Source organism: Candidatus Baltobacteraceae bacterium (assembly GCA_036489885.1).
Classification (GTDB): Bacteria; Vulcanimicrobiota; Vulcanimicrobiia; order Vulcanimicrobiales; family Vulcanimicrobiaceae; genus JAFAMS01.
Map to the genome: position 1 here is coordinate 363,121 of DASXEW010000003.1, position 23,002 is coordinate 386,122.

At 59.1% G+C, this 23,002-nt stretch carries 19 protein-coding genes; 2 read left to right on the plus strand and 17 right to left on the minus strand.

The genetic code is table 11. The features are described from left to right. Positions 1-4 precede the first annotated feature (4 nt). Genes VGG22_07725 through VGG22_07775 form a run of 11 tightly spaced genes read right to left on the minus strand, consistent with a single transcriptional unit; the run spans position 5 to position 12,057 of the window. On the minus strand, positions 5-1,666 hold the full coding sequence (locus tag VGG22_07725; protein HEY1728244.1) for a hypothetical protein: 1,662 nt from the start codon (positions 1,664-1,666) through the stop codon (positions 5-7). After that, on the minus strand, positions 1,663-2,796 hold the full coding sequence (gene ftsW / locus VGG22_07730; GenBank protein ID HEY1728245.1) for a putative lipid II flippase FtsW: 1,134 nt from the start codon (positions 2,794-2,796) through the stop codon (positions 1,663-1,665). Before ftsW ends, VGG22_07725 begins: the two co-directional genes overlap by 4 nt. Then, on the minus strand, positions 2,793-4,190 hold the full coding sequence (gene murD / locus VGG22_07735; GenBank protein HEY1728246.1) for a UDP-N-acetylmuramoyl-L-alanine--D-glutamate ligase: 1,398 nt from the start codon (positions 4,188-4,190) through the stop codon (positions 2,793-2,795). The genes ftsW and murD overlap by 4 nt, the downstream gene beginning before the upstream one ends. Then, positions 4,187-5,131, minus strand: coding sequence for a phospho-N-acetylmuramoyl-pentapeptide-transferase (gene mraY, locus VGG22_07740; GenBank protein ID HEY1728247.1), 945 nt, complete (start codon positions 5,129-5,131; stop codon positions 4,187-4,189). The genes murD and mraY overlap by 4 nt, the downstream gene beginning before the upstream one ends. Further along, positions 5,128-5,826, minus strand: coding sequence for a coenzyme F420-0:L-glutamate ligase (locus VGG22_07745; GenBank protein ID HEY1728248.1), 699 nt, complete (start codon positions 5,824-5,826; stop codon positions 5,128-5,130). The genes mraY and VGG22_07745 overlap by 4 nt, the downstream gene beginning before the upstream one ends. Beyond that, on the minus strand, positions 5,798-7,171 hold the full coding sequence (gene murF / locus VGG22_07750; protein ID HEY1728249.1) for a UDP-N-acetylmuramoyl-tripeptide--D-alanyl-D-alanine ligase: 1,374 nt from the start codon (positions 7,169-7,171) through the stop codon (positions 5,798-5,800). The genes VGG22_07745 and murF overlap by 29 nt, the downstream gene beginning before the upstream one ends. Continuing rightward, a complete protein-coding gene (locus VGG22_07755) occupies positions 7,168-8,595 on the minus strand; it encodes a UDP-N-acetylmuramoyl-L-alanyl-D-glutamate--2,6-diaminopimelate ligase (GenBank protein HEY1728250.1) in 1,428 nt (475 codons plus the stop codon). The genes murF and VGG22_07755 overlap by 4 nt, the downstream gene beginning before the upstream one ends. Then, positions 8,592-10,361: a penicillin-binding protein 2 gene (locus tag VGG22_07760; GenBank protein ID HEY1728251.1), complete on the minus strand. Its 1,770-nt coding sequence runs from the start codon at positions 10,359-10,361 to the stop codon at positions 8,592-8,594. Before VGG22_07760 ends, VGG22_07755 begins: the two co-directional genes overlap by 4 nt. Before the next feature lie 2 nt (positions 10,362-10,363). Continuing rightward, the gene (locus VGG22_07765) at positions 10,364-10,786 is read right to left on the minus strand and encodes a hypothetical protein (GenBank protein ID HEY1728252.1); all 423 of its coding nucleotides are present in this window, start codon (positions 10,784-10,786) and stop codon (positions 10,364-10,366) included. Further along, entirely contained in the window at positions 10,783-11,646 is an 864-nt protein-coding gene (gene rsmH, locus VGG22_07770) for a 16S rRNA (cytosine(1402)-N(4))-methyltransferase RsmH (protein ID HEY1728253.1), read from the minus strand. The genes VGG22_07765 and rsmH overlap by 4 nt, the downstream gene beginning before the upstream one ends. Further along, positions 11,647-12,057 carry a division/cell wall cluster transcriptional repressor MraZ gene (locus tag VGG22_07775; GenBank protein ID HEY1728254.1) on the minus strand — a complete coding sequence of 137 codons (411 nt, stop codon included), beginning with the start codon at positions 12,055-12,057 and terminating at the stop codon, positions 11,647-11,649. Positions 12,058-12,869: 812 nt separating this feature from the next. On the opposite strand from VGG22_07775, the gene VGG22_07780 reads away from it, so the two are divergent. Beyond that, positions 12,870-13,328 carry a type II toxin-antitoxin system antitoxin SocA domain-containing protein gene (locus tag VGG22_07780; GenBank protein HEY1728255.1) on the plus strand — a complete coding sequence of 153 codons (459 nt, stop codon included), beginning with the start codon at positions 12,870-12,872 and terminating at the stop codon, positions 13,326-13,328. A gap of 240 nt (positions 13,329-13,568) precedes the next feature. On the opposite strand, the gene VGG22_07785 is transcribed toward VGG22_07780, so the two are convergent. From VGG22_07785 to VGG22_07795, 3 genes are all read right to left on the minus strand, one after another. Beyond that, on the minus strand, positions 13,569-14,348 hold the full coding sequence (locus VGG22_07785) for a hypothetical protein (GenBank protein ID HEY1728256.1): 780 nt from the start codon (positions 14,346-14,348) through the stop codon (positions 13,569-13,571). Between the two features lie 38 nt (positions 14,349-14,386). Further along, complete coding sequence (locus VGG22_07790) at positions 14,387-14,665, minus strand: hypothetical protein (GenBank protein HEY1728257.1); 279 nt, start codon at positions 14,663-14,665, stop codon at positions 14,387-14,389. Between the two features lie 192 nt (positions 14,666-14,857). Continuing rightward, a complete protein-coding gene (locus VGG22_07795; protein HEY1728258.1) occupies positions 14,858-15,640 on the minus strand; it encodes a hypothetical protein in 783 nt (260 codons plus the stop codon). A gap of 336 nt (positions 15,641-15,976) precedes the next feature. Between VGG22_07795 and VGG22_07800 the strand changes: the two genes are divergently transcribed. Further along, entirely contained in the window at positions 15,977-16,345 is a 369-nt protein-coding gene (locus VGG22_07800) for a hypothetical protein (GenBank protein HEY1728259.1), read from the plus strand. A gap of 187 nt (positions 16,346-16,532) precedes the next feature. Here VGG22_07800 and VGG22_07805 read toward each other — a convergent pair whose 3' ends face one another. From VGG22_07805 to VGG22_07815, 3 genes are all read right to left on the minus strand, one after another. After that, positions 16,533-17,252 (minus strand): hypothetical protein, encoded by a 720-nt coding sequence (locus VGG22_07805; GenBank protein ID HEY1728260.1) that lies wholly within the window; start codon positions 17,250-17,252, stop codon positions 16,533-16,535. 1,451 nt (positions 17,253-18,703) lie between these two features. Then, positions 18,704-19,768, minus strand: coding sequence for an alpha/beta hydrolase (locus tag VGG22_07810; protein HEY1728261.1), 1,065 nt, complete (start codon positions 19,766-19,768; stop codon positions 18,704-18,706). Positions 19,769-19,998: 230 nt separating this feature from the next. After that, positions 19,999-22,788, minus strand: a complete 2,790-nt coding sequence (locus VGG22_07815) for a TonB-dependent receptor (protein ID HEY1728262.1) — start codon at positions 22,786-22,788, stop codon at positions 19,999-20,001. Positions 22,789-23,002: the final 214 nt, after the last annotated feature.

The following is a 23,002-nucleotide window of genomic DNA, read 5'->3' on the forward strand; positions in this document are numbered from 1 at the left end:
GCCCTTAGGGAGCTGCGGACTTACGCACGTGCGCAAGAGCGCTTGCGATCGGGCCGCTCGTTTTCGAACCGTTCACCGTTCCAGCGAAATTGAAAACCGGCGTCGAGTCGGCGGTGCCGGCCGTCGAGTACATTGTCCCGGCAGCGCCCGCAGCTGCGGTCGCACCGAAATAGCCGCTGTTGATCGTCGTGAGCGTGCCCGCATTCACGAAGATCGTCGGCCCGGCTGCGGCGCCACCGCCTCCGCCTTCGAAAAAGAATATGTACGCGCCGCCTTGCGTGCCGTTCGAGCCGGTGCCGCCGCTTACGGTTCCGAGCTGACCGCCGATCCCGGCAGTGCCCCCCTCGTCGGCCGAGCCGCCACCGCCGCCCGGGCCACCGTTTCCGCCCGCGGTCGAGCCGAGGCCGCTGACGAGATTCTGGTTGATGCCCGCGCCGCCGCCGCCGCCGCCGAAGCCACCAGCGCCTGCCGCGCCGCCCGCTGTCGCGTTCCCCGCGCCGCTACCGCCACCCCCTCCGCCGAAGCCGCCCGCACCGCCGGCGCCGCCGACCGTGAAACCCGTCGCGGCAGAGCCGTTACTGCCGCCCGCATGACCCGCGAAACCGGGTCCGCCGGAACCTCCCGTCCCGTTGACCGTAATGCCGGACCCGCCGCCACCGCCGCCGCCGCCCGAGCCGCCGCTCGAGCCGTTGTCGTCGCTTTCCCCCACGCCCGCTCCAAGGATGCCACCGCCGCCGGACCCGGCGTTTCCGTTCGTCAGCGAATTTCCGCCGCTTCCGCCCATACCGCCGCCGCCGGTGCCGCCAACCCCGCCGCCCGTCTGTGGAGTGCCGCCATTCCCACCGGTTGCGCTGGAATTCAGAAAGAAGTCATTGGCGACCGTGACGTTGGCTGTATTCACGAACACGCCGGCTCCAAGTCCGGCGCCGCCACCGCCTGCACCGCCGCCGCCGCCTCCGCCCGCGCCGCCGATCGCCGCGATGTTTTGGACGAACAGGTTTTGCAGCGCGACGTTCCCGCTGTCAGCCCAGAAGGCGCGAAACGCGTTCGCGCCATCGATGACGACGCGCCCGAAAACACCGCCGTCGATCGTGAGGTTCTGCGTAATCGGCGGCAGCGGACCGCCCAGCAAAATCACGCAGGTTGCCTGACCGCACATCGTCTGTGTGTCAAATACGATCGTGTCGCCGGCTTGCGCGTTTGCAATTGCATAACGTAAATCACCGGAAACGCCCGCACCACTTCCTGGCGGCGTCCCCGGAGCCGAGTCGGCTGCAAGCGTGACGATGTCACGCGAAGGACTCGTCACGATGGAAAGCGTCTGCGCGGCGCTCGTCCCGGCAGACGTCGTGACCGTCACGTTAACGGTAGTCGCGTTTGTCGTAATCGGAATCGTAAGGGCGACGGAAATCGACGTCGAACTGTTGACGGTCACGGTTCCGACGGTGACGCTGCCTCCGCTCACGTTTACGCTGGCGCCGCTTGCGAAATTCGTTCCCGTCAGCGTTTCAAAGACTTCGGCGCCGGTAACGCCGCTGGTCGCGCTCAGCGCGGTTAAGGTCGGTGCACCGAGAGACGAAGACGATGTCGACGGATGCGAGCTACCCGACCCGCAGCCGGAAAGCAACAAACCGGCGAGCGCCCATGCAAGACGGAAACGCATCAACTCACCGAGCGTCGCATCGGTACGGATCCGCGGGAGCGACCCACGTTCAAGATCAGCGCAACGGCGACGAGGCTGACGATCAGCGAGCTCCCACCGAACGAAATGAACGGTAGCGGGACGCCGGTGACCGGCCACGACGACGTCGTCACGCCGATATTGACGAAGGCTTGAATCACGATCAGCGCGGTGCAGCCGACTACCAAGAAAAACCCGAACTGATCCGGCGCCGCGAGCGCGATCTTGATGGCGCGATACGCGAAACAGATGAAGAGCGCAATCACGAACAGTGCGCCAAGCAAACCGAGCTCTTCGCCGACGATGGCGAAGATGAAATCGGTGTATTGCTCGGGCAAATAGAAGAACTTCTGCCGCGAAAGTCCCAGTCCGACGCCGAATAGACTGCCGCTTCCGAGCGCGAGCAGCGATTGCACGATGTGGAAGCCCGTATTTTGCGGATCTTTCCACGGATCGAGAAACGCAAGAATACGCGCCCGTTTATACGGGCTCGCGAAGATCTCAAAGATGACGAACGGCGCCGTCGCGAGCACGACGGCAACGAGATGTGGGACGCGTGCGCCGGCAATGAACATGATCGTGAAGGCCGTGAACACGACCAGCGTCGCGGTACCCATGTCGGGCTCGACGAGCACGAGCGCCGCAAGCGCGAACGTCACGATCAAGAGCGGCCACAGTCCGCGCGTCAGCGAGCGAATCCGTTCTTGCCGGCGACTGATTGCGGCTGCGAGATAGACGATCAGGGCCAGCTTCGAAAACTCGGAGGGCTCGAATTGAAAACCGCCCGCTCCGATCCAGCGGCGCGCACCGCCGGAAACGATGCCGACATGCGGAACGAGCACGGCGACGAGCGCAAGCATCGCGGCGATCAAGATCGCGGCGTCGACCCGTCGCAAGATGCGATAGTCGAGCTTGTACGCAATCGCGGCGCAGATCAGCGCCACGACCAGCCACATAAGCTGCCGCTTCAGAAAGTACGCGGTGTCGTGATGAAAGGCGTATGCGGTGGCGCTCGAGGCGCTGAACACCATCACGAGACCAAGTGCGACGAGCGCACCGACGATCGCGACGAGCGCGGCGTCAGGCGGACGAGGCGTGTCGGGACCCGAGGTCAATGCACCGCCTCTGTTCCACGTTCGAGACGTCTCACGGCCGCAACGAACGCTTCACCGCGCGCTTCCGCCGATGCGAACATGTCGAACGATGCGCAACCCGGTGAGAGCAGAACGACGTCGCCCGGCTTCGCCAGCTCTGAAGCGGCATCGACGGCATGCTCCATCGAGTCGGCGCGCACGACCTTGGCACGTTTGATGACCGACGCCATCTCTTCGGCGGCTGCACCGATCAGCACGACGGCACGCGTACGAGACGAAACCGCTTTTCCGAGATCGCTGAAATCCGTGCCCTTGGCTTTACCGCCGGCGATCAAGACGATGTGCCCGTCGTCGAACGTGCGAAGCGCCGCGATGACGGAGCCCGGATTGGTCGCCTTTGAGTCATCGATGTAGCGAACGCCGCCAATCTCCGCGACCTCGGTGAGCCGGTGCGGCAAGGCCGCGAACGATTTTACGCTTTCGCGAATCTTCTTGGGCGCAACACCGGCCGAAAGCGCCATCAACGTTGCCGCCATGACGTTGTCGACGTTGTGTTCGCCGAGCAGCGGTATCTCATCGACGTCCATGATGTCGATCGGACGCGGATCACCGGTCGGCGGTGCGTAGACGACCTTTTCGTTGTTGCGCAGATAGAGAGTTGAATTTCGATGCGGCTCGCGCGAGTACCAGAGCGCGCGGCACTTCACACGGATCGCGCCTTCGCCTTCGGCGAGCGTGCAAATCCGCTCGTCGTCGAGATTTCCGACGAACGTGTCGCCGGCGTTCTGATTGGCAAAGATACGGAATTTGGCTTCCGCATACTCGTCCATCGAGAAGTAGCGATCCAGATGATCGGGCGAGATATTGATGATCGCGGAGATGCGCGGCTTGAAGCTGCGGATCGATTCGAGCTGGAACGACGAGACTTCGGCCACGACCCAGTCGCTAGGCTCGGCAGCGAAGGCTTCTTCGATCAGCGGATTGCCGATGTTGCCGCCGACGCGCGCTTTCTTGTTCGAGCCGCGTAAAATGTGCCCGACGAGCGCCGTTGTCGTGGTTTTGCCCTTCGTGCCCGTGAGCGCGATGATCGGCGCTTTGCACAAACGGAAAGCGACCTCGATCTCGCTGTAAACCGGGACCCGGGCGCTTTGCACGCGGCGCACGAGCGCAGAATTCAGCGGGACGCCGGGTGAGAGCACCGCAGCGTCGAGCTCGCCGAGAATCTCTTCGATATTGCCGGCGGCAACGAACGTTGCTTCGAGCTTCTTTAGCTCCGCAATCGCCGACGTCAAGTTCTCTTCGGGACCTTCGTCCGTCGCCCAAATTTTCGAGCCGATTTCGGTCAGTACGCGCGCGCTTGAACGTCCGCTCTTTCCGAGACCGATGACGAGAACGCGCTCGAATCCGGCAATCATGGGCGCACCGTTACGAGAGCGGCGCCGGCGAGCGAGCACAGCGCGGAGGCGATCCAAAATCGTGTGGTCACTTTCGTCTCCGGCCAGCCTCCAAGCTCGAAGTGATGGTGTAAAGGACTCATACGGAAGATACGTCGCTTCGTCATCTTAAATGAAGCGACTTGAAGAATCACGGAGAGCGCCTCGGCAGCGAAAACGCCGCCGATTAAGATCAGCACGAGCTGCATTCCGGTCAAGGTTGCGCCCCCGGCAAGCGCAGCGCCGAGCGCGAGAGACCCGGTGTCGCCCATGAACACCTTAGCCGGATGAAAATTGTAGACGAGAAACGCCAGGACGCTGCCGATCATCGCCAGCTCGAAGATGCCGACGTCGTTCTGTCCGCGCGCGAACGCGACATAGGCGACGACGGCGAGTGGCGGCACGATCGTTCCACCCGCGAGCCCATCGAGTCCGTCCGTTAGGTTGACGGCGTGCGTCGTCGCGACGATCGCACAAATGCTCAGAATGATGAAGACTGCGGTCGAGACTTCTCCCAAGCCGAAGATCGACGGCTGGAATCCGGATTGCGTCGCAAGCACGATCCATACGAATCCGGCGGCGGCAACACCCGTGGCCAGGAGCTTGGTTCGTGCGCGCAGCCCGCGATTGCGTCCGAGGCGAATCCCCATCATATCGTCGGCGAAGCCGATCGCCGCGCAGGCTACGACCAAAACGACGAGGGCAACCGTCATGGCGCTGGGCGCCGCAATCAGCGCAGCGATCGGTCCGAGTAAAAAGAGCACGCCGCCCATCGTTGGCGTCCCGGTCTTCGTTTGATGTGTCTTGGGTGCGTCTTCGTACGCAGTTTGCTTTGCGGACAATGCCCGCAGAGCGTTTATCAACGGGCGTCCAAGCGCGAACGCCGCCACGAGCGCACCGCCGAATGCCGCCGCCGCGCTCATTCCCATAATGGACTCGCTCCCTGCGCGCGCCACTTCAAGATAACAATCGGCGTTTGTTGATCGGAGTTTCCGTGCGGATTTCCCAGCAACGCGTGCTCGACGGCTGAACGGGCGACTCCGGTCGAGGCACCCAGCACCTTCGCAATGCGCAAATCGTTTGCGTCGACGACGACGCAGCCCGCGGCCAGACGCTGCGCGCACGCCTGCGCAAACGCGTCCGGATCTTCGGGACCCAGAACGATCGCTTGCTCGTATGGCGGCATCGTCCCGGTGTAGCCGTCGATCTCCGCAATTGCTTCGCCGAGCCGCTCGTAGAGAACGCCGCGCTTTCCGCAGATGCGCCCGACGACGTGTGCGGCGACGGCGCCGAGGAGGGCCGGCGTTCCGACGCGATCGATCACCAGCTGCATCGATTCGGGCTGACTGAGCGTCGCCATTGCACCCGCGCGCCGCGCGAGTGCGTACGCGAGCCGCGATGGACGGACGTATTCGGCCCCGATGAACCTGCCTTGCGCGATTGCGAGCGCCGTCTCACTGATGGCAACGACGTCACTCGGCTGCAGCATGCCGGCCGTCGCTTCCGCGACCACGTTGACGAGATCGTCGCCGCGCGCAACCAAGCGCGTGCGAATCGGCAGTGCGACGAGCCCCTCGGGGAGCTCACGTTCACGGACGGAGAGCTTTGAGTCCGTCAAGGATCTCCTCCATCTTGTACATGCGCGAACCTTTGAGCAGAATCGAATCGCCCTCGCGCATATTGACGCGCAGCCACTGCATGGCATGCGCATTGTTCTCGTACGGGACGATTGCGAGCGGGTCCATTCCGGCGCGAACGGCGCCTCGAATCGTCGAATCGGCGTGCTCGCCGCCGATCAGCACGACGTCGATCCCGCAAGCGGGAAGCGCGGCGCCGATTGCTTCGTGCATCTGCGATGACTCGATACCCAGCTCGGCCATTCCACCCAGCACGGCTATTCGACGCGCTGCGGGTTCGTCAGAAAACGCGTTCAACGTCGCGAGCGTCCCGGAGAGCGATGCATTGTACGCATCATAGACGAGATGCACGCCGCCCGGCAGTGACATGCGCTCGTATCGTCCCGGCGGAAGCGTTAATTTCGGGATTGCCTCGACGATGGCGGCCGGCGTCATGCCGACGGCGCGCGCTGCGGTCGCGGCCGCAGCGAGATTCGCAAGGTTGTGATCGCCGGGCAGCGACGTCGTCATGGGAAGCGTTTCAGCGCCGGCGGCATCCGCGAATACGATGGCATCGCGCGCCGGAATCAACGTCGCAGGCAACAGGACGGTCTCGAAGACGGACTCGCCCGCACCGAACCAACCCGGTGCTCGCTGCAGCGATCCGACGCGGCGGCGCGATTCTTCGTCGCCGACGTTGAGGATCGCGATCGCGCCGGTCGAGAACAGGCCCCACTTCGTATTCGCGAGCCGCTCGCGCGTCTCGAAGACTTCCAGATGGGCTTCGCCGATGTTCGTCAGGATGCCGAGATGCGGCATTGCGATGTTGCAGAGCTCGGCGATCTCGCCGTCGTGTCGCGCTCCCATCTCGACGACGACGACCTGCTCGTCACCATCGAGCGAGAGCAAGAGTTTGCTGACCCCGATCTCGTTGTTCTCGTTCTGTGGCGTCGCGGCGAGCTTGCGGCCTGCAAATGAAAGCAGCGACGCGAGCAGCGCCTTCGTCGTCGTCTTTCCCGTGCTGCCCGTAATCGCAACAAAGATCGCGTTCGAGTGCGAACGCGCCGCAGCGCCAAGGGCCATATAAGCACGGAGCGGATCCTCGACGACGATTCCCGGCTTGCCGGCAAGCATTTCTTGACTCGTGACGATCGCGAGTGCCGCGCACTTTGCAAACGCGTCGCCCACGAAATCGGCGCCGTCGAAATTTTCGCCGCGCAGCGCGACGAACGCGTCGCCCGGCTCGATGTGCCGCGTATCGGTTACGATCCGAACGGCCTCTGAGGGTGGTTGACCGACGGGCCGGCCGCCGGTTGCATCGCAGAGCTCGCCGAACGAGAATCTCATGCCAGCGCCGCGCGAACTTCATCGCGATCGTCGAAATGCGTGCGCGCCGCACCGATGATCTGATAATCCTCGTGACCTTTGCCGGCAACGACGACGACATCGCCTTTGCGCGCGCGCTTGATTGCGGCACGAATCGCGACTCGGCGATCGAGCTCGACTTCAGCGTTAGGAGCGCCGGCCAGGATCTCACGTGCAATCGCCAACGGATCTTCGGAGCGTGGATTGTCGTTCGTGACGATCACAACGTCCGCCAGATTGCTTGCAATCGTTCCCATTTGCGGACGTTTTCCCGCATCGCGATCGCCGCCGCACCCAAAGACGACGAAGAGCTTCCCGCCGTCCATCGTTTCCCGGGTCGCCCGGAGCACGTTCGCGAGCGCATCCGGCGTGTGCGCGTAATCAACGATCGCGACGACACCGTCGCGCGCGTAGCGTTCCATTCGGCCCGGTACCGGAGGCAGGCCGTGCAAAGCCGTCGCGGCCTTGTTCAAGTCGAGCTCGAGCGAGCGCGCGATGGCAAGCGCGCAGAGCGCATTGCGCACATTGAATCGTCCCGGGAGCGGAACTTCGACGCGCGCTCCGTCGACGGCGAAGGTGCTCGCATCCGGACGCAGCTCGACATCGGTCGCGCGAAGATCGGCCGGCGCATCGAGCGCGTAGGTGACGACGGGAGTTCCACGCGAGCGCAGCTCGCTCGCCCAATTGGCGCCGTGCGGATCGTCGACGTCGAGCACCGCACGCTCGGCCAGATCGAAGAGACGGCGCTTGGCTGCGGCGTATGCATCGATCGTCAGATGGAAATCGAGATGATCGCGCGTCAGGTTTGTAAACGCGCCGACAGTGAAACGAATGTCATCGACGCGATGCAATGCAAGCGCGTGGGAAGAGACTTCCATCGTGACGGCTTTGGCTCCGAGATCGAGCATCGTCGCAAGCGTCTCTTGCAACTCGATCGGGAGCGGCGTCGTGTTTTGCAAGCCTCGCGTCCACTCGCCGTACGATGCGCCGAGCGTTCCGACGTATCCGGAGCGAATTCCGCACGCATCCAGGAGCGCACGCGTCATGTGCGTCGTCGTCGTCTTGCCGTTGGTTCCCGTGATTCCGATGACGCGAAGCTTGTGCGACGGCTCGCCGTAGAATCGCGCGGCTAAGCGCGAAAGCGCAATACGCGTGTCGGCGACGCGAATGATTGTCGCGCGGCCATCAACAGGTTTGCGGTCGACGACGATCGCGCGAGCGCCGGCCGCGATAGCGTCGGAAAGAAATCTGTGTCCATCCACGTGCTCGCCCGCAATCGCAACGAACATCGCGCCGGGGGCGACATTTCGCGAATCGGCGGCGAGCGCCGTGATCGCGACGCCGTCAACCGGACCGTCAACATTGGCGTCCGGAATTGCCTCGAGTAAGCGGGCAAGCGGCATCATCGCGCAGCGAGCTTCGCGCCGTGTTTTGGGGGAACCAAGCGGGCCGGCGGGGGCGCCGGATAAACACCCGCGTGAATCATTGCGACCTGCGCGAGCTTCGCAAACACCGGGGCGGCGACGACGCTGCCATAGTAGGCGCCGCGCGGTTCATCGACTTTCACGAGGATGACGAAACGCGGATGCTCGGCCGGGATGTATCCGATGAACGATGCGATGTACGCGCCGGAAACGTAGCCGCCGTTACCGACGACTTGGGCCGTTCCCGTTTTGCCCGCGGTTGTATAGCCCGGGACTTGCGCAGCGGGGTTTCCCGTGCCGCGCACGACGACCGCGCGCAAAAACGTGCGCAGCGTCTCGGCCGTTTGTTGCGACATCGCGCGACCTTCGAGCTCCGGACCGTACGTGTGAACCGTCTTTCCGTCTGCATCGAGAACGGCGCGCACGATGTGCGGTTTGACGAGCATGCCACCGTTTGCGATCGCGCAATACGCGCGGACCATGGCGAGCGGCGTCGTGGAGATGCCCTGACCAAATGCAATCGTCGGCAGCGAGGTCCCGCTCCACTCATCGAGCGGCGGGAGAATTCCCGGACTTTCACCCGGGAGATCGACGCCGGTTTCGTCGCCGAACCCGAACTTTCGTATCACACGATACTCGGCTTGACCGCCGATCCGCATTCCGACTTCGGCTGCACCGACGTTATGTGAGTATGCGATGATGTCTTCCAGCGACTCGGTACTCGTCGCGAGCGGCATGTCGTCTTCTGCGTTGTGAATGATGCTGCCGTTGATCTTGATCTGATCGAGCGCCGGAAAGCGAGATTTTGTATTGACTTTACCGCTATCGAGCGCAGCGGCAGCCGTGATCAGTTTGAACGTCGATCCGGGTTCATACGCATCCGTGATCGCGCGGTCGCGCCACGCGTCCGGTTTCGCCGCGCCGTAGTGTGCCGGGTCAAAATCGGGCGCATTGGCCATTGCCAAGATCTCGCCCGTACGCGGATCCATGACGATGACAGAACCGCTACGCGCGTGGAATGCTCTCACCTGTGCATCGAGTAGGCGCTCGGATTCGAACTGCAGGTAACCGTCGAGCGTCAAAACGAGACTGCGGCCGGGATGCGCTTTCTCGATGACGTGTTGCTGCCCGAACGGCAGCGCGCGTTGGAACGGATCGGCCTCGAGCATCATCTTGCCGGTCGTCCCGCGTAGCATGTTGTCGTACGAATACTCGACGCCCGAGAGTCCGTTCTCATCCATGCCGACGAAGCCGAGGACCGTTGAGGCGAGACGCCCCGACGTCCAGAAACGGCGACCCGTCTCTTCCTGAACGATGTTCACGCCTTGAATGTTGAGCGCGCGCACGCGCTGCGCGACGTCGTGCGAAACTTTGCGTCTTAGCCAGCGGAAGTGCGTGTCTTCGTTGAGCGCCGCGAGGATTTCGTTCGGCGCGTAGCCGAGAATCGGCGCGAGCTTGGCGGCCGTGTCGGATTTATCGGTCATCTGCGTCGGATCCGCGTAAACGCTTTCTGACTTGAGCGAGCGGACTAAGACCGTGCGCGTGCGGTCGTAGATGGTGCCGCGACGCGCAAAAATCTCGATCGTCTGCGCGCGCTGTTCGAGCGCTTCACGCGAGTAGAGATGCCCGTGAAGTACTTGAATATCGAAAAGACGCCACGTCAAGTACAAGCCGATCGCAGCAAAGAGCCAAAATGTGATCTTCGCGCGGTCTGGAGAGATGCGCACGAGCGCGCCGCGCGCTCGCACTTCTACCTCCGAAGCCAGCCGAGAAACGCGATGCCGCCGGATCCCTCGTCGTGGACCGTGGGCGCGAGCGTGACGATTTCAAAGCGCGCCGGATCGCGCATCCCGAGCTGCGCGGCAACTTGCGAGAGCCGTTCGCGCGATTCCAAGTGCGCAACCTGATCGTCGAGGCGCTGCACGTCTTGTTGGATTACCGTGCGTTGACCCTCGGCGGTCGCGAGCGCGTAGTTCAGGCTTGTGAGGTTCGACGTCAGCATGACGTACACCATGACCGGCGCCAGAACCAGCGCAACGATGCTCAGCACCCGTGCCGTGCTACCGTAGTGCGCGAGCTGAGAGCGGCGGCGACGCCGAAAACGACCGTGTTTCGGCTGGCGCGGACGGGGTTGGGCCGCAGGCGCTTCGACTTCGAACTTGGGTTGAATCATGGCAAACGCTCCGCGACACGAAGTTTCGCGCTGCGAGCGCGGGGATTGCGTGCAAGCTCGTCGTCGCTTGCGACCATCGGCTTGCGGGTGATCGGGTTCAGGCGCGGATCGCTGCGCATCTTGTTCTTGACGATGCGATCCTCGAGCGAGTGAAATGCGATTGCGACCAGCCGTCCGCCCGGACGCAGCACGCTCGTTGCAGCTTCCAAGCCTTCTTCGAGCGCGGCCAGCTCGTCGTTGACGGCGATACGCAACGCTTGAAACGTGCGCGTCGCCGGATGAATGCGTTCGCGTTTTCCGTGCTGATGGACGGCGCCGCTCACAATACGTGCCAGCTCACCCGTCGTCTGCGGGTGATGCTGTTTGATCGTGCGCGCAATTCGCCGCGCGTGGCGCTCTTCACCGAAATTGAAGATGACGTCGGCGAGCTCGCGCTCGCTGGTACGCTCGATGTACTCTGCGGCAGTGAACCCTTCGCTCTGGTTCATCCGCATATCCAGCGCCGCGTCCGAAGCGGACGCGCTGAGCGAGAAGCCGCGCTCGCCGACGTCAAATTGCATGGAGCTGACTCCCAAATCGAAGAGCACTCCGTCGATCCGTGTGATCTCGCAGCGCGAAAGCTCCGCCTCCAGCGTGCGAAAATTCGCGTGCACAAGCAGCAGACGTGGATCGCTCGGCAGATCGCTGCGCCTGTGGACCGCCCGGTCGACATCGAACGCGATCACGCGTCCGCGCGGTCCGAGGCGCTCCATAATTGCCTGCGTATGCCCGCCCGCACCGAACGTCGCATCGACGTACGTCCCGCCGCTCTGAACCGCGAGCCCATCGATTGCTTCCTTTAAGAGAACAGGAATGTGCAATCAATAGAGTCCCAGCTCGGTGACGAACTTGGCGAAGTCGTCGGCGTCCAGGGCGCCATCCGGATATTTCTCTTTGGCCCAAATCTCGACGCGCGTGAGCGAGCCGACCGTCACGACGTCGCGCTTGATGCCGGCGTAGGCTCGCAAGTGTGCCGGAATCGCGACGCGGCCTTGCGGATCGCACGACGCTTCCTCGGTGTTGGCGAAGATGTGGCGCACGAGGCGACGATAGCGGCCATCCTTTATAGGCGCGGATTCCAGCCTGCCGCAGAATTCGGCCCAGCTGACGGCGGGATAGAGCGCCAAACATGGCTCGGGCTCGGCTATCGTTAGGAAGAAGCCGGCGCCAAGGCGCTCGCGGAAGCGGGCGGGCACGACAAGGCGACCCTTGTCGTCAAGGGCGTGCTCCACGGAACCGGTAAAACGCGGAACCTCGCCTGGCACGAAATACCCCACACGGCGCCATTAGCTACCACTCAGAACCACTATACGCCACCATGCTCTGTGGGGCAACGCCGAACGTGTGTTCGTGTTGTGAAACGCAGCAGTTGGGGGCGTTTCGCAGGAGTTAGGGCGCTACTGCCCTTCTGTAGTGCGACAATGCCCCGATCTAGTGCCTATTCAACGACGCCATTGGGCCGACGCTGCGCGGCTGAGCCCGCCGCCTTATGCGTCGACGCCGATCGTCCAAGTGAATGCTTGACCGAAGTCGGCGGGCTACCGTAGGGGGCTTCTCCGAGAACGGCTCTAGCGGGTCTCAGCGCACCCGCGGCCAGTTGTCCGGTATCGGGATCCTCTCGGAGAGTATATTACTAGAAGTAATATATCTATCTTGAGTTAGTTATATTAACCTAGTAATCGACCACCATCCTTGATATGATTGCGGTAATGGGATACCGATCGTATACTAGGTCGGGTCGTGCCCGAAGTGAGCGTTCCGGGATTCCAGTGTTTGCGATGCAACCACATCTGGATATCCCGATCGGCGACCAAAGAGCTTCCACGCGTGTGCCCCAAGTGCCACAGCGCTTGGTGGAATCTTCCGCGCAAGAGGGAGAAAGCGAAAAAGAAGCCGACGGGCTGAATAACAGGTCGAATGGCAGGTCGTTTGTGTGCATCGTCGCATTCGCGACGAAGACCGCTCACCTTACGAGGCGAGCGGGTTTTGCCTTCCACCGTCCGTGGCAAGAGGCAAGGACGTAGGGGGTATGGAGCCTGTGAGCGTGCTCGACGTAGCGCAGTTCATTTTGGACGAAAAACAGAGCGCGATTGCGACTATGAAGCTGCAAAAGCTTTGCTACTACGCACAAGCTTGGACGCTCGTCTGGACTGGTACGCCGCTCTTCGACGAAGATTTTCAAGCATGGCGTGACGGGCCAGTTTGTCCAGAACTCTACGAGTCGCACCGTGGCCAGTACAGCGTCAGCACCATCCCGGGTGCTCGCCCAGAGCGGTTGACTGCGAATCAGCGAACGATGATACAGTCGGTCCTGAAAGCCTATTCCCCATTTAGCGGTGACCAGTTAAGTACGCTGACGCATCTTGAGGATCCGTGGCGGCTCGCGCGCGAAGGCGTAGAAGATGGAGATCGCAGCCAACGCCCCATCTCAAAGCCTGCGATGCGCGCGTACTATCTACAGCGCAAAGAACGCGCTATGATCCAGGGACAGCCAGCGGGTTAACACAGTCGTCCTTATATTTTGAGGGAACCGTTTTAGGCTGCTCCATAATGCGGACAGCGATATCGTAGAAATGCGCTTGTCGACACTTGTCGGCGTCATCAAGTGCAGCTCGCATTGCCTCGGCCTTTCCCGCATCGTACACGAAGTCCGAACCAAATAGCCCAACGAGCAGCGCAACGATAACCATGAATAACATCGTGTTATCAATTCGAAGAGGCTCCAGCTCCGTCGAAGGCACGTTTATTCCTCGTTTTCTAATTGAGGTTGCGCTGGTACAACGCCGCCCACTTCGCTCGTTCCAGCCTGGCTTGACTTAATATCGGTAAGTGACACCATTGCCGCCGACGACTCAGAACGTCGCTGACTGAAGAAGTGCAATTTCGTTGGGTCAATCTGATCATCATCCGTCATTTTTTGAATGAGTGATGCGAGCTGTTCGTCTTTCGTCCCCTCATTGAACTGCATGGCGATTTGACCGATGCCCACCTCGATATGAAAGGTCACGTGAACGTCGCTATCCGTTGGAATGCAGGGTAACTCAAGATTGTACTGTCTCGGCGTACCATCAGCGGACGAAATCTGAATTCCAATAATCGGATTTATCAATGCTGCCCGCCCGAGATTGAAGAAATCGTGTCGCCGCGGGGGTTTTTGAAATTCCTTTCCAGGTGGTGGCGTCAGGTAACGGTTCAGCAGATCGTCAGCGATCCACCATTCGATTTCCGGAGAGTCATTATGGCCTTCACGTGAACAGGTGCGCTCAGCGAGTAGCGCTAGCCGTTCGAAATTGAGCGTGCGTTGAGCCGTCGCAAGTGATTTCTGACCGTCGATGTAAGCCTTTACGGCTTCATTCGCCGCCTTGAACGCGGCAAGCAGGATTAGAACGGTGACGACGGCGAGCAGCCACGTCGCAAGCGTCAGCGAACAACTGGGATCGCCGTAAATGCATCTGAAGAACGACCCAATATGTGTTCCGCTCCAATAGACATACCATTCGACAGCAAGAAGCGTCGCCAGCACAACCACGAACGCGCCTAAGTGACGGGTGCGCGGTCGTTTCAGCGGGGCGGCAGAATCTTGAAGCTCGGCACGTTATCGACGAAATCACGAACGCTTTGAGTGGGCACTTTCCGAATCGCATCGTAGATTTCTCGAGCCCGTTGGACCGCCTGACTTTGTGTCAGCAACGGAGTGCCCGGAGCCATGCGAAATTGGAGGCTGCCATCTCTGTCCGGACCTTCATAGGTGACGTTCAAAGATGCAACTGCTCGCGTAATCGTCGCAAAGATTTCTGCAACGACATTTTGATCGATCGCGGCAGCTGACGAGGGGCTCATTGTGTACTCCGTTCCCATCAACACACTCTCCCTCTAAAAGGATTCTGCGACTCCGGTGATTGCTGATCCGAACGGGGGCCAATCCGCTCGTCGCGATCAAGCGACACGATGCCGTACCTGTGACGGTGGGGGCTTCCCAAGGAGACGGTGACCGCCTTTGCCAGACAAAGATGTCCTCCTCTCATACAACTCTCACTCGCTCCTTTGACCTGCATTCAGCGGCTTTTCTTGGACGCCGTCATCCAGCCTGAATATTTCAGGTAGGATGAGGAACAGACTGACAACGATGACAATAAAACATGACCACGCAATGTATGAGACTTTGGCAGTAATGAAGATCGCCGAACTCAAGAGCGATACCAGCGCGAAATACCTCGTACCATGCGCTACGCGCTTAAAAAACTCAATGTCTTTCAAACGAATCTTTTCCAGGCTCTGACGCAATTCCACGGCCGCCTGCGTCTCGCTGGCCGTTTTGTCCGGCACCTTCAAGGTGAACTTGCCGGGCTTCAGCATCTCGAGATTTGTCAAACTAAATAGTGTACTTATGCCGTAGAAGTATCCGATGAAGTAGAAAACCGTACGCATCTCCGCTCCGACTGCAATAAGACCGACGAGCGGCGCGAGGATCGCAAAGTTCAAGAGCTGTACGCCGGTGCGCAGCGGCGGCGTGTACTTCTTGTGAATCGAATACGCAATGATTGATCCGGACCAGAGCACACCCGCGACGCTAGAAAGAGTGATAAGTGCATCCTTGAGATCTCGCGGCGGCGGCACGGACGAGTACCATGGCCACAACCAATGCACGAGCGCGGCTAAAACGACGAGCGGACCAATTGTGATCGCAAACAGCGCCGCCAGTAACTCGAGTGCAACCTTTAAACAGCCAACCAATAGGGTCTGAAACGCATTGGCGACACCGGAAATGGACGGCGTCGGCAAGGCAGTCGGTTTCGGTGGTTGATTGCTGCTCACACCGAGCTTCTCCGCATAAACGCCGCGAGAAGTAACACGATAAGGATCAATACGAACATCGGAAACGTTAGGAGATGGAGTAACGGGATAAAGAGCGTCGGAGCCAAGAGCACAAGGCAAATGGTGCACCCTATGATCAAGCAGCCGCGGTTCATGCGCTATTGACCATTCCGAGTATCACGGTCACCAGCGCGGTCAGCCTCCTTGCGACAGACGTACGCTCCATGTCTCGTACGGCCGTACCAACGCATTCCTCTTTCATGGTAGATACCGGTGCTCGTGTTTAGCCAGACGACCTCGTCGTTCGGGCAATGCTTCTGTGCCAAAGATTCAGTGGTGAAGAGATGCAGGGACGTAACTGCCGGCGCGGGTGCGCTTATCGCAGCCATTGGCGTTGCGATCGCAAGCCAGACGGCGACGAGAAAACAAGCGGCGAGTCTTGTGATCACGGCGACCCTCCTTGCTCTTTGTGGCGTGCATAAGACTGCGGCAGTCGAGGGTGTCTGTCCCGTCGCCGCTGCTTCTGTCGACAGTATTCCCTGTGGCCCGGTTACTGAGCCGGCGGGCACTGATCTGGTCATGAAGACGTTCGAGACATTGCACTTTCTGGTCGCTCTGGATAGTCCCGAGCAGTTGCCCCTAGATATCATTGGTGACGGCTTCGATCTCGACGACGTCCTCGATTGGATCGTCAGGCTCAACTAGCGAAGTGCGGCGTCATCCAGCGAAGTTGACCAGAATGGGCCACGTTTGGTCATCGTGACATTTGTGACCAAGCGTGACCAATCTCTTTAAACAATGAGGTGGACCGCGGGAAAAGGCGTCAGGACGCACTCTCGACGGAAGACACTATGATGAACTTCCAATGAACTGTAGTAACCGCGGCGAGATTTTACTGTAGTACTCTTCCCGCAAAATCGAGTGCTGGCGGAAATAGGCCGCCAAGATCGTGGGCGAGCCAAAGCCGGACCCTTTCGAGCATATCTCGAGAGATTAAATAGTGTCCCCAATCAGGACCGCCAGCGAAAATGTAACGGCCGAATGAGCCCGAGCCATGCGCGATTGCATTGCGTTGTTCTTCCAGTTGGATGCGCTCAGGATCGTTCTTGACACGATATAGCTGGAGCGTAAAAGAATCTAGTGGATAAACGGCCTCAAACGATCTGAAGACGCTTTGAACGCTCTCCGCCCATGTTGTGAGAATGAATGGGACAAACGTCGGTGGCCGTTCCGGCAATGGCGCGGGAGGCCTATGTGGGTGCTGCGTTGCAGTCATTGCGTAGAACGCCATAAACGCAGCCTCGACGCACGACAATGCATTCACTACAAAATTAAAGAGATCTCGCTCTTGCGCGTAACGATCTTCTGGCGGTGGCATCGCGGGTTCGGATAGCCGATCCCAGAGCTGGACAAAACTATCATTTGCTTCGCAGCACGCTTTGTAGCGGTAAACAACCGAATGCCATGCGCGAATGAATCGTGACCAGCAATGCGCCTTGTGCGTATCGCCGAGATATTGATGTCGATATCGTCCGAGAATGGCGTTGAGCTGTTCCCATTCACCGCACGGAAAGTCGTCATCAATCTGAAGACGCATTTCCAGATTATCCATTGCTCACCCGCTGATTGATTATGCTTCGTGTGGACACTTCGACGATTCAGAAACAAATTTCGTAGCACGGTATCTTAGACTTGTGCGCTCAATCCGCGCGCATTTAGGTAGCGCTCTAGTCTCTGAATCGCTTCGAGAGCCTCTATGCGGAGCCTGTCCCACGCCTCCCGGTCAGCTGGTTTAGGTACAGGTCGAGCCGCTTCCGCGCGCTGTCTAAATGTCATGGAGAGAAGGTCGGGATCGAGCAGATCGACGCGCACACCGCACGCAGCGAGGTGCGGAAACGCCGCCTCGATTTCGGCCTTTGTCGCCTTACGAAACCCTTCCACGTACGCAATTATAGCGTACCATTCTTACAAAGCATCCGGCACTGACTCGGTTGTCTAGTTTGATCGCAAGCAGCCACCGCACAAACCATCAGTGGAGGCCGAAGACGCAGACGACTCAGTCTTGATCGTCCGGAAAGTCGTCAGCCGCATGGAGATGCAAGACTAAATTGGCAACGATCGCGCCAGCAAGCGCGACCCTGAGACGCAGATCAGATACTCCCGCCCGCTTCATCCGCTTGATCACATCTCGAAAACGCTGCACTACTCGGTCGCCTTCGCCCTCGACGAGAGCATCATGCTTAAGAATTGCGGGACTCAGCTCGAGGCAGCATGCCCGTAACGCGCGCATCTCACTTTGAATATCGCGATAGATCGGCTCTCGGTTTCGCCGGCTACGACCTCGCTTGCTGGTTGCCCCATCGTCTACGTCTTGAGGTACGTTTTGATGCGCCAAGATCAGCCGGGCCTATCTTCGCCCAGGAAATCGACCGTTGTGAGAAACCCTTTGGAATGCACCTGGTCGACGACCGACGTGGCATCCTCTCCAACGTTCGTTCCCGCGACCGAACCGTCGGACAAAAGGAAACATCGAAGTCCTATGGGTCCTTTACCTGTGGCATCAGCTCCGCGAATATTGCTCCCGCGAAAGCGATCCGGAGACGAGCGTCATCCAGTCCGGATTGACGCAGCTCATCAATGTTTTCTTTCAAGGCGCGCACAACCGAGTCACCGTCCCCATCTCTCAAATCACTGGCTCCAAAGACGAACTGACTGAGCGCACAGCATTGCTGGCGTATTCTGACGATTATACTGCGGGTGCGAGCCTCGCCTGGCATTAAGCTAGTACCGCAGCGCCGGCCAGCGTAAGGAAGCGCTGAACACGCGCGGATATCTGTGCGTTACGCACGATACCTTTATGCAATCATCCCGCCAAGAGGACACCGTCGCAGCATAGCGACGTCGACCGTCGAACGGGCGGAGAATGCGCTCAATGCTTCCGAATACGCGGTTCTGAGCGTAGCGTCAACCGGCGATTACGAGTCAGACTCTTGACGAATGGCGTCAATTTGTCTTTTGCTTTCGTAACGCGGATCATGTTAGCACTTCGGTTTTCGATAGGGCCTAAGAGCCGCTATGGCCTTGAACCCGATTTGTTCGCCACTCCTGAATAATCGATCGAATCGCATCAATGACGAGATTCGGCTGATCGAGTTGGATGTAGTGTCCACTGGCATATGCGAATATTTGCTCTGAATTTGAGGACAACGACAACCAACGGCCCTGAACGTGAGCTAAAGCGGTTTCCGCCGAGGTATGCTTGCGATGCAGAGCGATGCCCGTATGGCTCGTGTCGTCGTAATGGTTCTGTGCGGTCAGAATTCGGAGCGGACGCTTACCAAGAGAGCGTCGGCTCCGTATCAGGTACTCCTCGTCCCACGGCATCTCTGCCATTTCAGAAATGACTTCGTCGTATAGGGCAATCTTGGAATTAACAACCGCCAGGATTGCGGCGTTTAATGCATCGGAAAATCGTCGCTCCGGCAGGCCTCGAAAAAATTGCCGGGGACAGGCAATACCGCCGTGTCCGTGCCGCGCACCAAGCACGGGAAGAGCCCGGCCAGCCGCAAGCGCATCGCGGCACTTCCGCAACTGCTTAATGTATGTCTCGAATGCGCGATCATTGGCCAATCGATCACGCTGAGATTCTACGTCGCCGTCCTCTCCATCCACGAGAACCATCCCCGCGACGTCATTCACATAGCGGTCCGCAAACGCTCGCACATTGTACCCCCCGAAGGAATGACCAACGAGGACGTACGGACCATCCATTCCTGCTCGACGTAGAGCTTCATGAAGTTCGTCGGCGATCCGAACACTAGTCCGTGGCATAGGACCTGGATCGCTAAAGCCCGCACCGGCGCGATCGTATGAGCACGCACGAGTCCACTTTGCGACACTCCCTTGAACAAGCGCCCACGACGCGGACCAATCTTCCCAACCCGCGTCAAACACCACCGTCGGCGATCCCGTTCCCATACAGTACATATTCAAGCGAGTAAGGGTTATCGAAACGAGTTGTGCTGGGTGCGCGTAGACGATATCTTGTGGACCAGCGTTAATCGGTACGGCGCACCAAAGCAGCGCTAACAACGCGCCAATCGCTGCAGAACAAAATATCGACCTCATCGTTCCGAATGTCCCTCCAGATTCACGATTGCACTCGGGCTAAGAGATCGCGCTCGTCCGTCGCATATATCAATTCCCAAAAAGCTTGGCCTTCGATCTTGCGTTTATAACACGCTATCTGCTTCTTAGGCCCACGCCCCGAACCCAATATACCAACGCACAAATTCCGCAGAAAAGCTAGACCCCAGTTCTAGAAAGACGCACTCGGCCGCCGCGTCGTCCCGACCTCTCTACGTCTTGTAGTTGAGCGTTAGCATAAAAGTTCTCGGGCCATAGGGAAGCGGGTAGAATGGATACGGTAATCCGCTGATCGTGGGTGCTCCCGACGTCGGGATTCCGAGCGCGGTACTTTGCCCGTAAACGTTGCTGAAGTTCCTGAATGTCGCGATGAGCGAAAGGTCCGTCGTCACCGGATAGCTGGCTCTTGCGTCAAACTCAACAAAGGCCGGCTGAAAGAACGTATTGTTATTGCCGTAGTACGTCGGCTCAATCTCGATGTACTTGCGCGGAGCCCAGCGGTATCCAAGACTTCCGGATCCATTTGCATATGGCACGGTCGAGGGATACTCGCCATTGAAGTTTGGTCCCGGAATGACGTACGTGTTCGTGCAGTTCGTGCAACTTGGCAAGTTGTAGAAGCCGGGCGGTACGTTGACGACGTAAGCGCGAGTTAGACCAATAGATCCGCGCCAATATAATCCCTTATTCGGCTCATGACGAATATCAATGTTAACGCCCTCGAAACGGGACCGTGCTAAGTTCTCATACTCCTCGGTATATAGTGGCAGGCCATTGAACATTCCACCGGACTCTGTCGACGTGTAGATCTGGCCATTTAGATTCGTCTGGTAAGCATCGAATGCGAGAACAGTATCAGGAGTTAATCGAGTATCGAGACCGAGGTCATATCCAAACGATGTTTCCGGCTTTAAGTGAAGGTTCGGCTCGGTCAACGTGTAGTATTCGTTGCCTGGGTTCGTGGCTTGGCTAATAGACCCGGTCAGTTGGTAAAGTTGCGGCAGCGCGTAGCCTCCACCAGCGGCGAGTCGCACGACTGTGCCGGGCTGAAGGCGCCAGGTCAAACCTATCCTTGGAGCGCTGTAATTGAACGTTGAATCCGACCACGAACTCGGGTTCGGAGCGAAGACGCTGTTCATCGGCACGTGGAAGGTGCTGTTCGTAAAATAATACGATGCGCCGAGTGTCACCGCATCGGATAGCTCTGTGCTCGCATCCACGCGCGCCTCGCGCGTGCCCGCCGACTGTGCTGGCGGAAAACCGAACGTCGCGGCAAAGCCAGGGATATCGTACGCCTCTAGAAATGGCTGATTGTAGTAATCGGTGCTATACGAAATGCCGGCGCTAGATCTCGAGCCGATCGGTGTCGAATAGCTAGCTAACATTGCGCGCGAGTTCGTCCACGTATTGTAGTTGATTGTATACGGTGGAAAGGTGAGGCTTTCAGACGCTCCGTTGAAGGCGGTGAGAGTTCCGCCGTTCGGGCACGACGCGCTTACCGCAGCCGTTCCAATGCAGCCTGCCCCAGAGAGCGTATATTGCCCATTAGGGAGTTCAGATGTTGTGCGTTGCTGAAAAAATGAATTGAATTGTAAGGCGGAAAGCCGGAGCACTCCACTCCCCAAGTTCGCGGTGATTTTCTCTTCAAAAAGACTCCCTGACTGACTAAGGGGAGTTGTCGTGCCGAGATTTATTAATTGATACGACCCGGGTGCAATGCTGCCCGCGTAAGGGGCACCTGGTGTGAAAGACGCCGGCACATACGATAACGGCTCGCTTTGCGCTGTTGTCGACGAGCCGGCATAAAACACTTGCGCGGTCACCGCTTGGCCGATTTCGTAAACCAATGAGAGCGCGCCATTGTTCTGATTCCAATGCGTGTTATACGGTACGCCAGAGAGCAGTAAGGAGTCCTGAAGTGTATAAGCGAGCTGATAGTTCGGACTCGGCACAAAATTGACGCAACCCGCTGGCGGGGTACACGACTGGAAGGGCTGACCACCTACGGTTGCGGGCGCAACTCCATATCCGGATGTAATGGTGGTGCTGCCATTCGGGCCGGGACTGTCATTTATTCCGTATATGACTGTTGCGGAAAGGCGACCGATCCGCTCCGCCGCCTTTAGATTTGCAACAATGCCGCCGTATATCCCATTTCCTATTGAAAAGTCGAACTGGTCTTTATCGACGCGGCCAGGAGGGTGAAGGACAAACGTTCCGGCTACTGAGTTGACGATGCTCGGCGAGTCCGCTCCCGGTCCTCGTACAACATCAGCTGAACCAAATGCGTTAAGCGGCAGAACGCTCAGATCGGCCGATCCCCCCTGACCGCTAAATTGCGTGCTTATGGATGTCCCCTGAAGAGGCATACCATCGAGCATCGTTGATGTCTCGTATGGGAGTGCGCCATTGATCGAAACGACCGCCGGTGAAAGAGGCGACCCCGCAACAGCGGTTCCGAGAGTATTTCCGCCTCCAAGGTTTCCGCCAACTGCCACACCCGGTACTTGCTGCAAGATTTGTTGCCACGAGGTTTGTCCCTCGAATGCGGCGTCAGAAGGACTAATTGATGCAACGTTTGCCGCAGTCGCATTGATGTGGGTAACCGTTTGCGCAATTACCTTGGTTGGTGCCTCACCCTGGTACGAAACTGCGACATCTACATCGCCATGAACGTCTATACTCTCCCTGGCGGTGCTGCCTAAGGACGAACTCACCAGCAGCTTGTACGTTCCGAATGGAACCCCGACGAAATTGAATCTTCCACGCGAATCAGTTCGAGTTGTCGCTATGGTAGGTCCGATTAAACGAACATCCGCACCACCGACCGATCTCCCGTCTTTACTCGTAACCGTCCCGACAACATTTGCTGACTGGGAAGCTGGCTGCTGCACACTCTGATCCACCTGCTGCGCGACAGCAGGCACGACGCTAGCGACGAACAACGAAAGCGCTACTGCGAGGGCCAGTCCCCACGATTTTGCGCGCACATATGAAACCATCGGGAAATGAAACCTCCCGCCGCAATAAGCAGCGTCTCTCCAATTAAGGAAACGGATCTTTCAATAAAGAGACGGCGATCAGACGTACTCTGGGTGGGGGACCGCTCGACTAGGTAAGCGTCTGCCAAGCTCTTTTTTGATTTCCAAACACAATAGCGGAACCGCAGGCAGTGCACATCCTGGAGTCCGCTAACAGAACTCGCGCACTGCTAGA

Bases quoted from the DNA above. Each gene is read 5' to 3' on its own strand.
- murF (HEY1728249.1), bottom strand. From the start codon at position 7,171: ATGAGATTCTCGTTCGGCGAGCTCTGCGATGCAACCGGCGGCCGGCCC.
- VGG22_07755 (HEY1728250.1), bottom strand. From the start codon at position 8,595: ATGATGCCGCTTGCCCGCTTACTCGAGGCAATTCCGGACGCCAATGTT.
- VGG22_07805 (HEY1728260.1), bottom strand. From the start codon at position 17,252: ATGGATAATCTGGAAATGCGTCTTCAGATTGATGACGACTTTCCGTGC.
- VGG22_07765 (HEY1728252.1), bottom strand. From the start codon at position 10,786: ATGATTCAACCCAAGTTCGAAGTCGAAGCGCCTGCGGCCCAACCCCGT.
- murD (HEY1728246.1), bottom strand. From the start codon at position 4,190: ATGATTGCCGGATTCGAGCGCGTTCTCGTCATCGGTCTCGGAAAGAGC.
- VGG22_07790 (HEY1728257.1), bottom strand. From the start codon at position 14,665: ATGAGCCCCTCGTCAGCTGCCGCGATCGATCAAAATGTCGTTGCAGAA.
- mraY (HEY1728247.1), bottom strand. From the start codon at position 5,131: ATGAGCGCGGCGGCGGCATTCGGCGGTGCGCTCGTGGCGGCGTTCGCG.
- VGG22_07815 (HEY1728262.1), bottom strand. From the start codon at position 22,788: ATGGTTTCATATGTGCGCGCAAAATCGTGGGGACTGGCCCTCGCAGTA.
- VGG22_07810 (HEY1728261.1), bottom strand. From the start codon at position 19,768: ATGAGGTCGATATTTTGTTCTGCAGCGATTGGCGCGTTGTTAGCGCTG.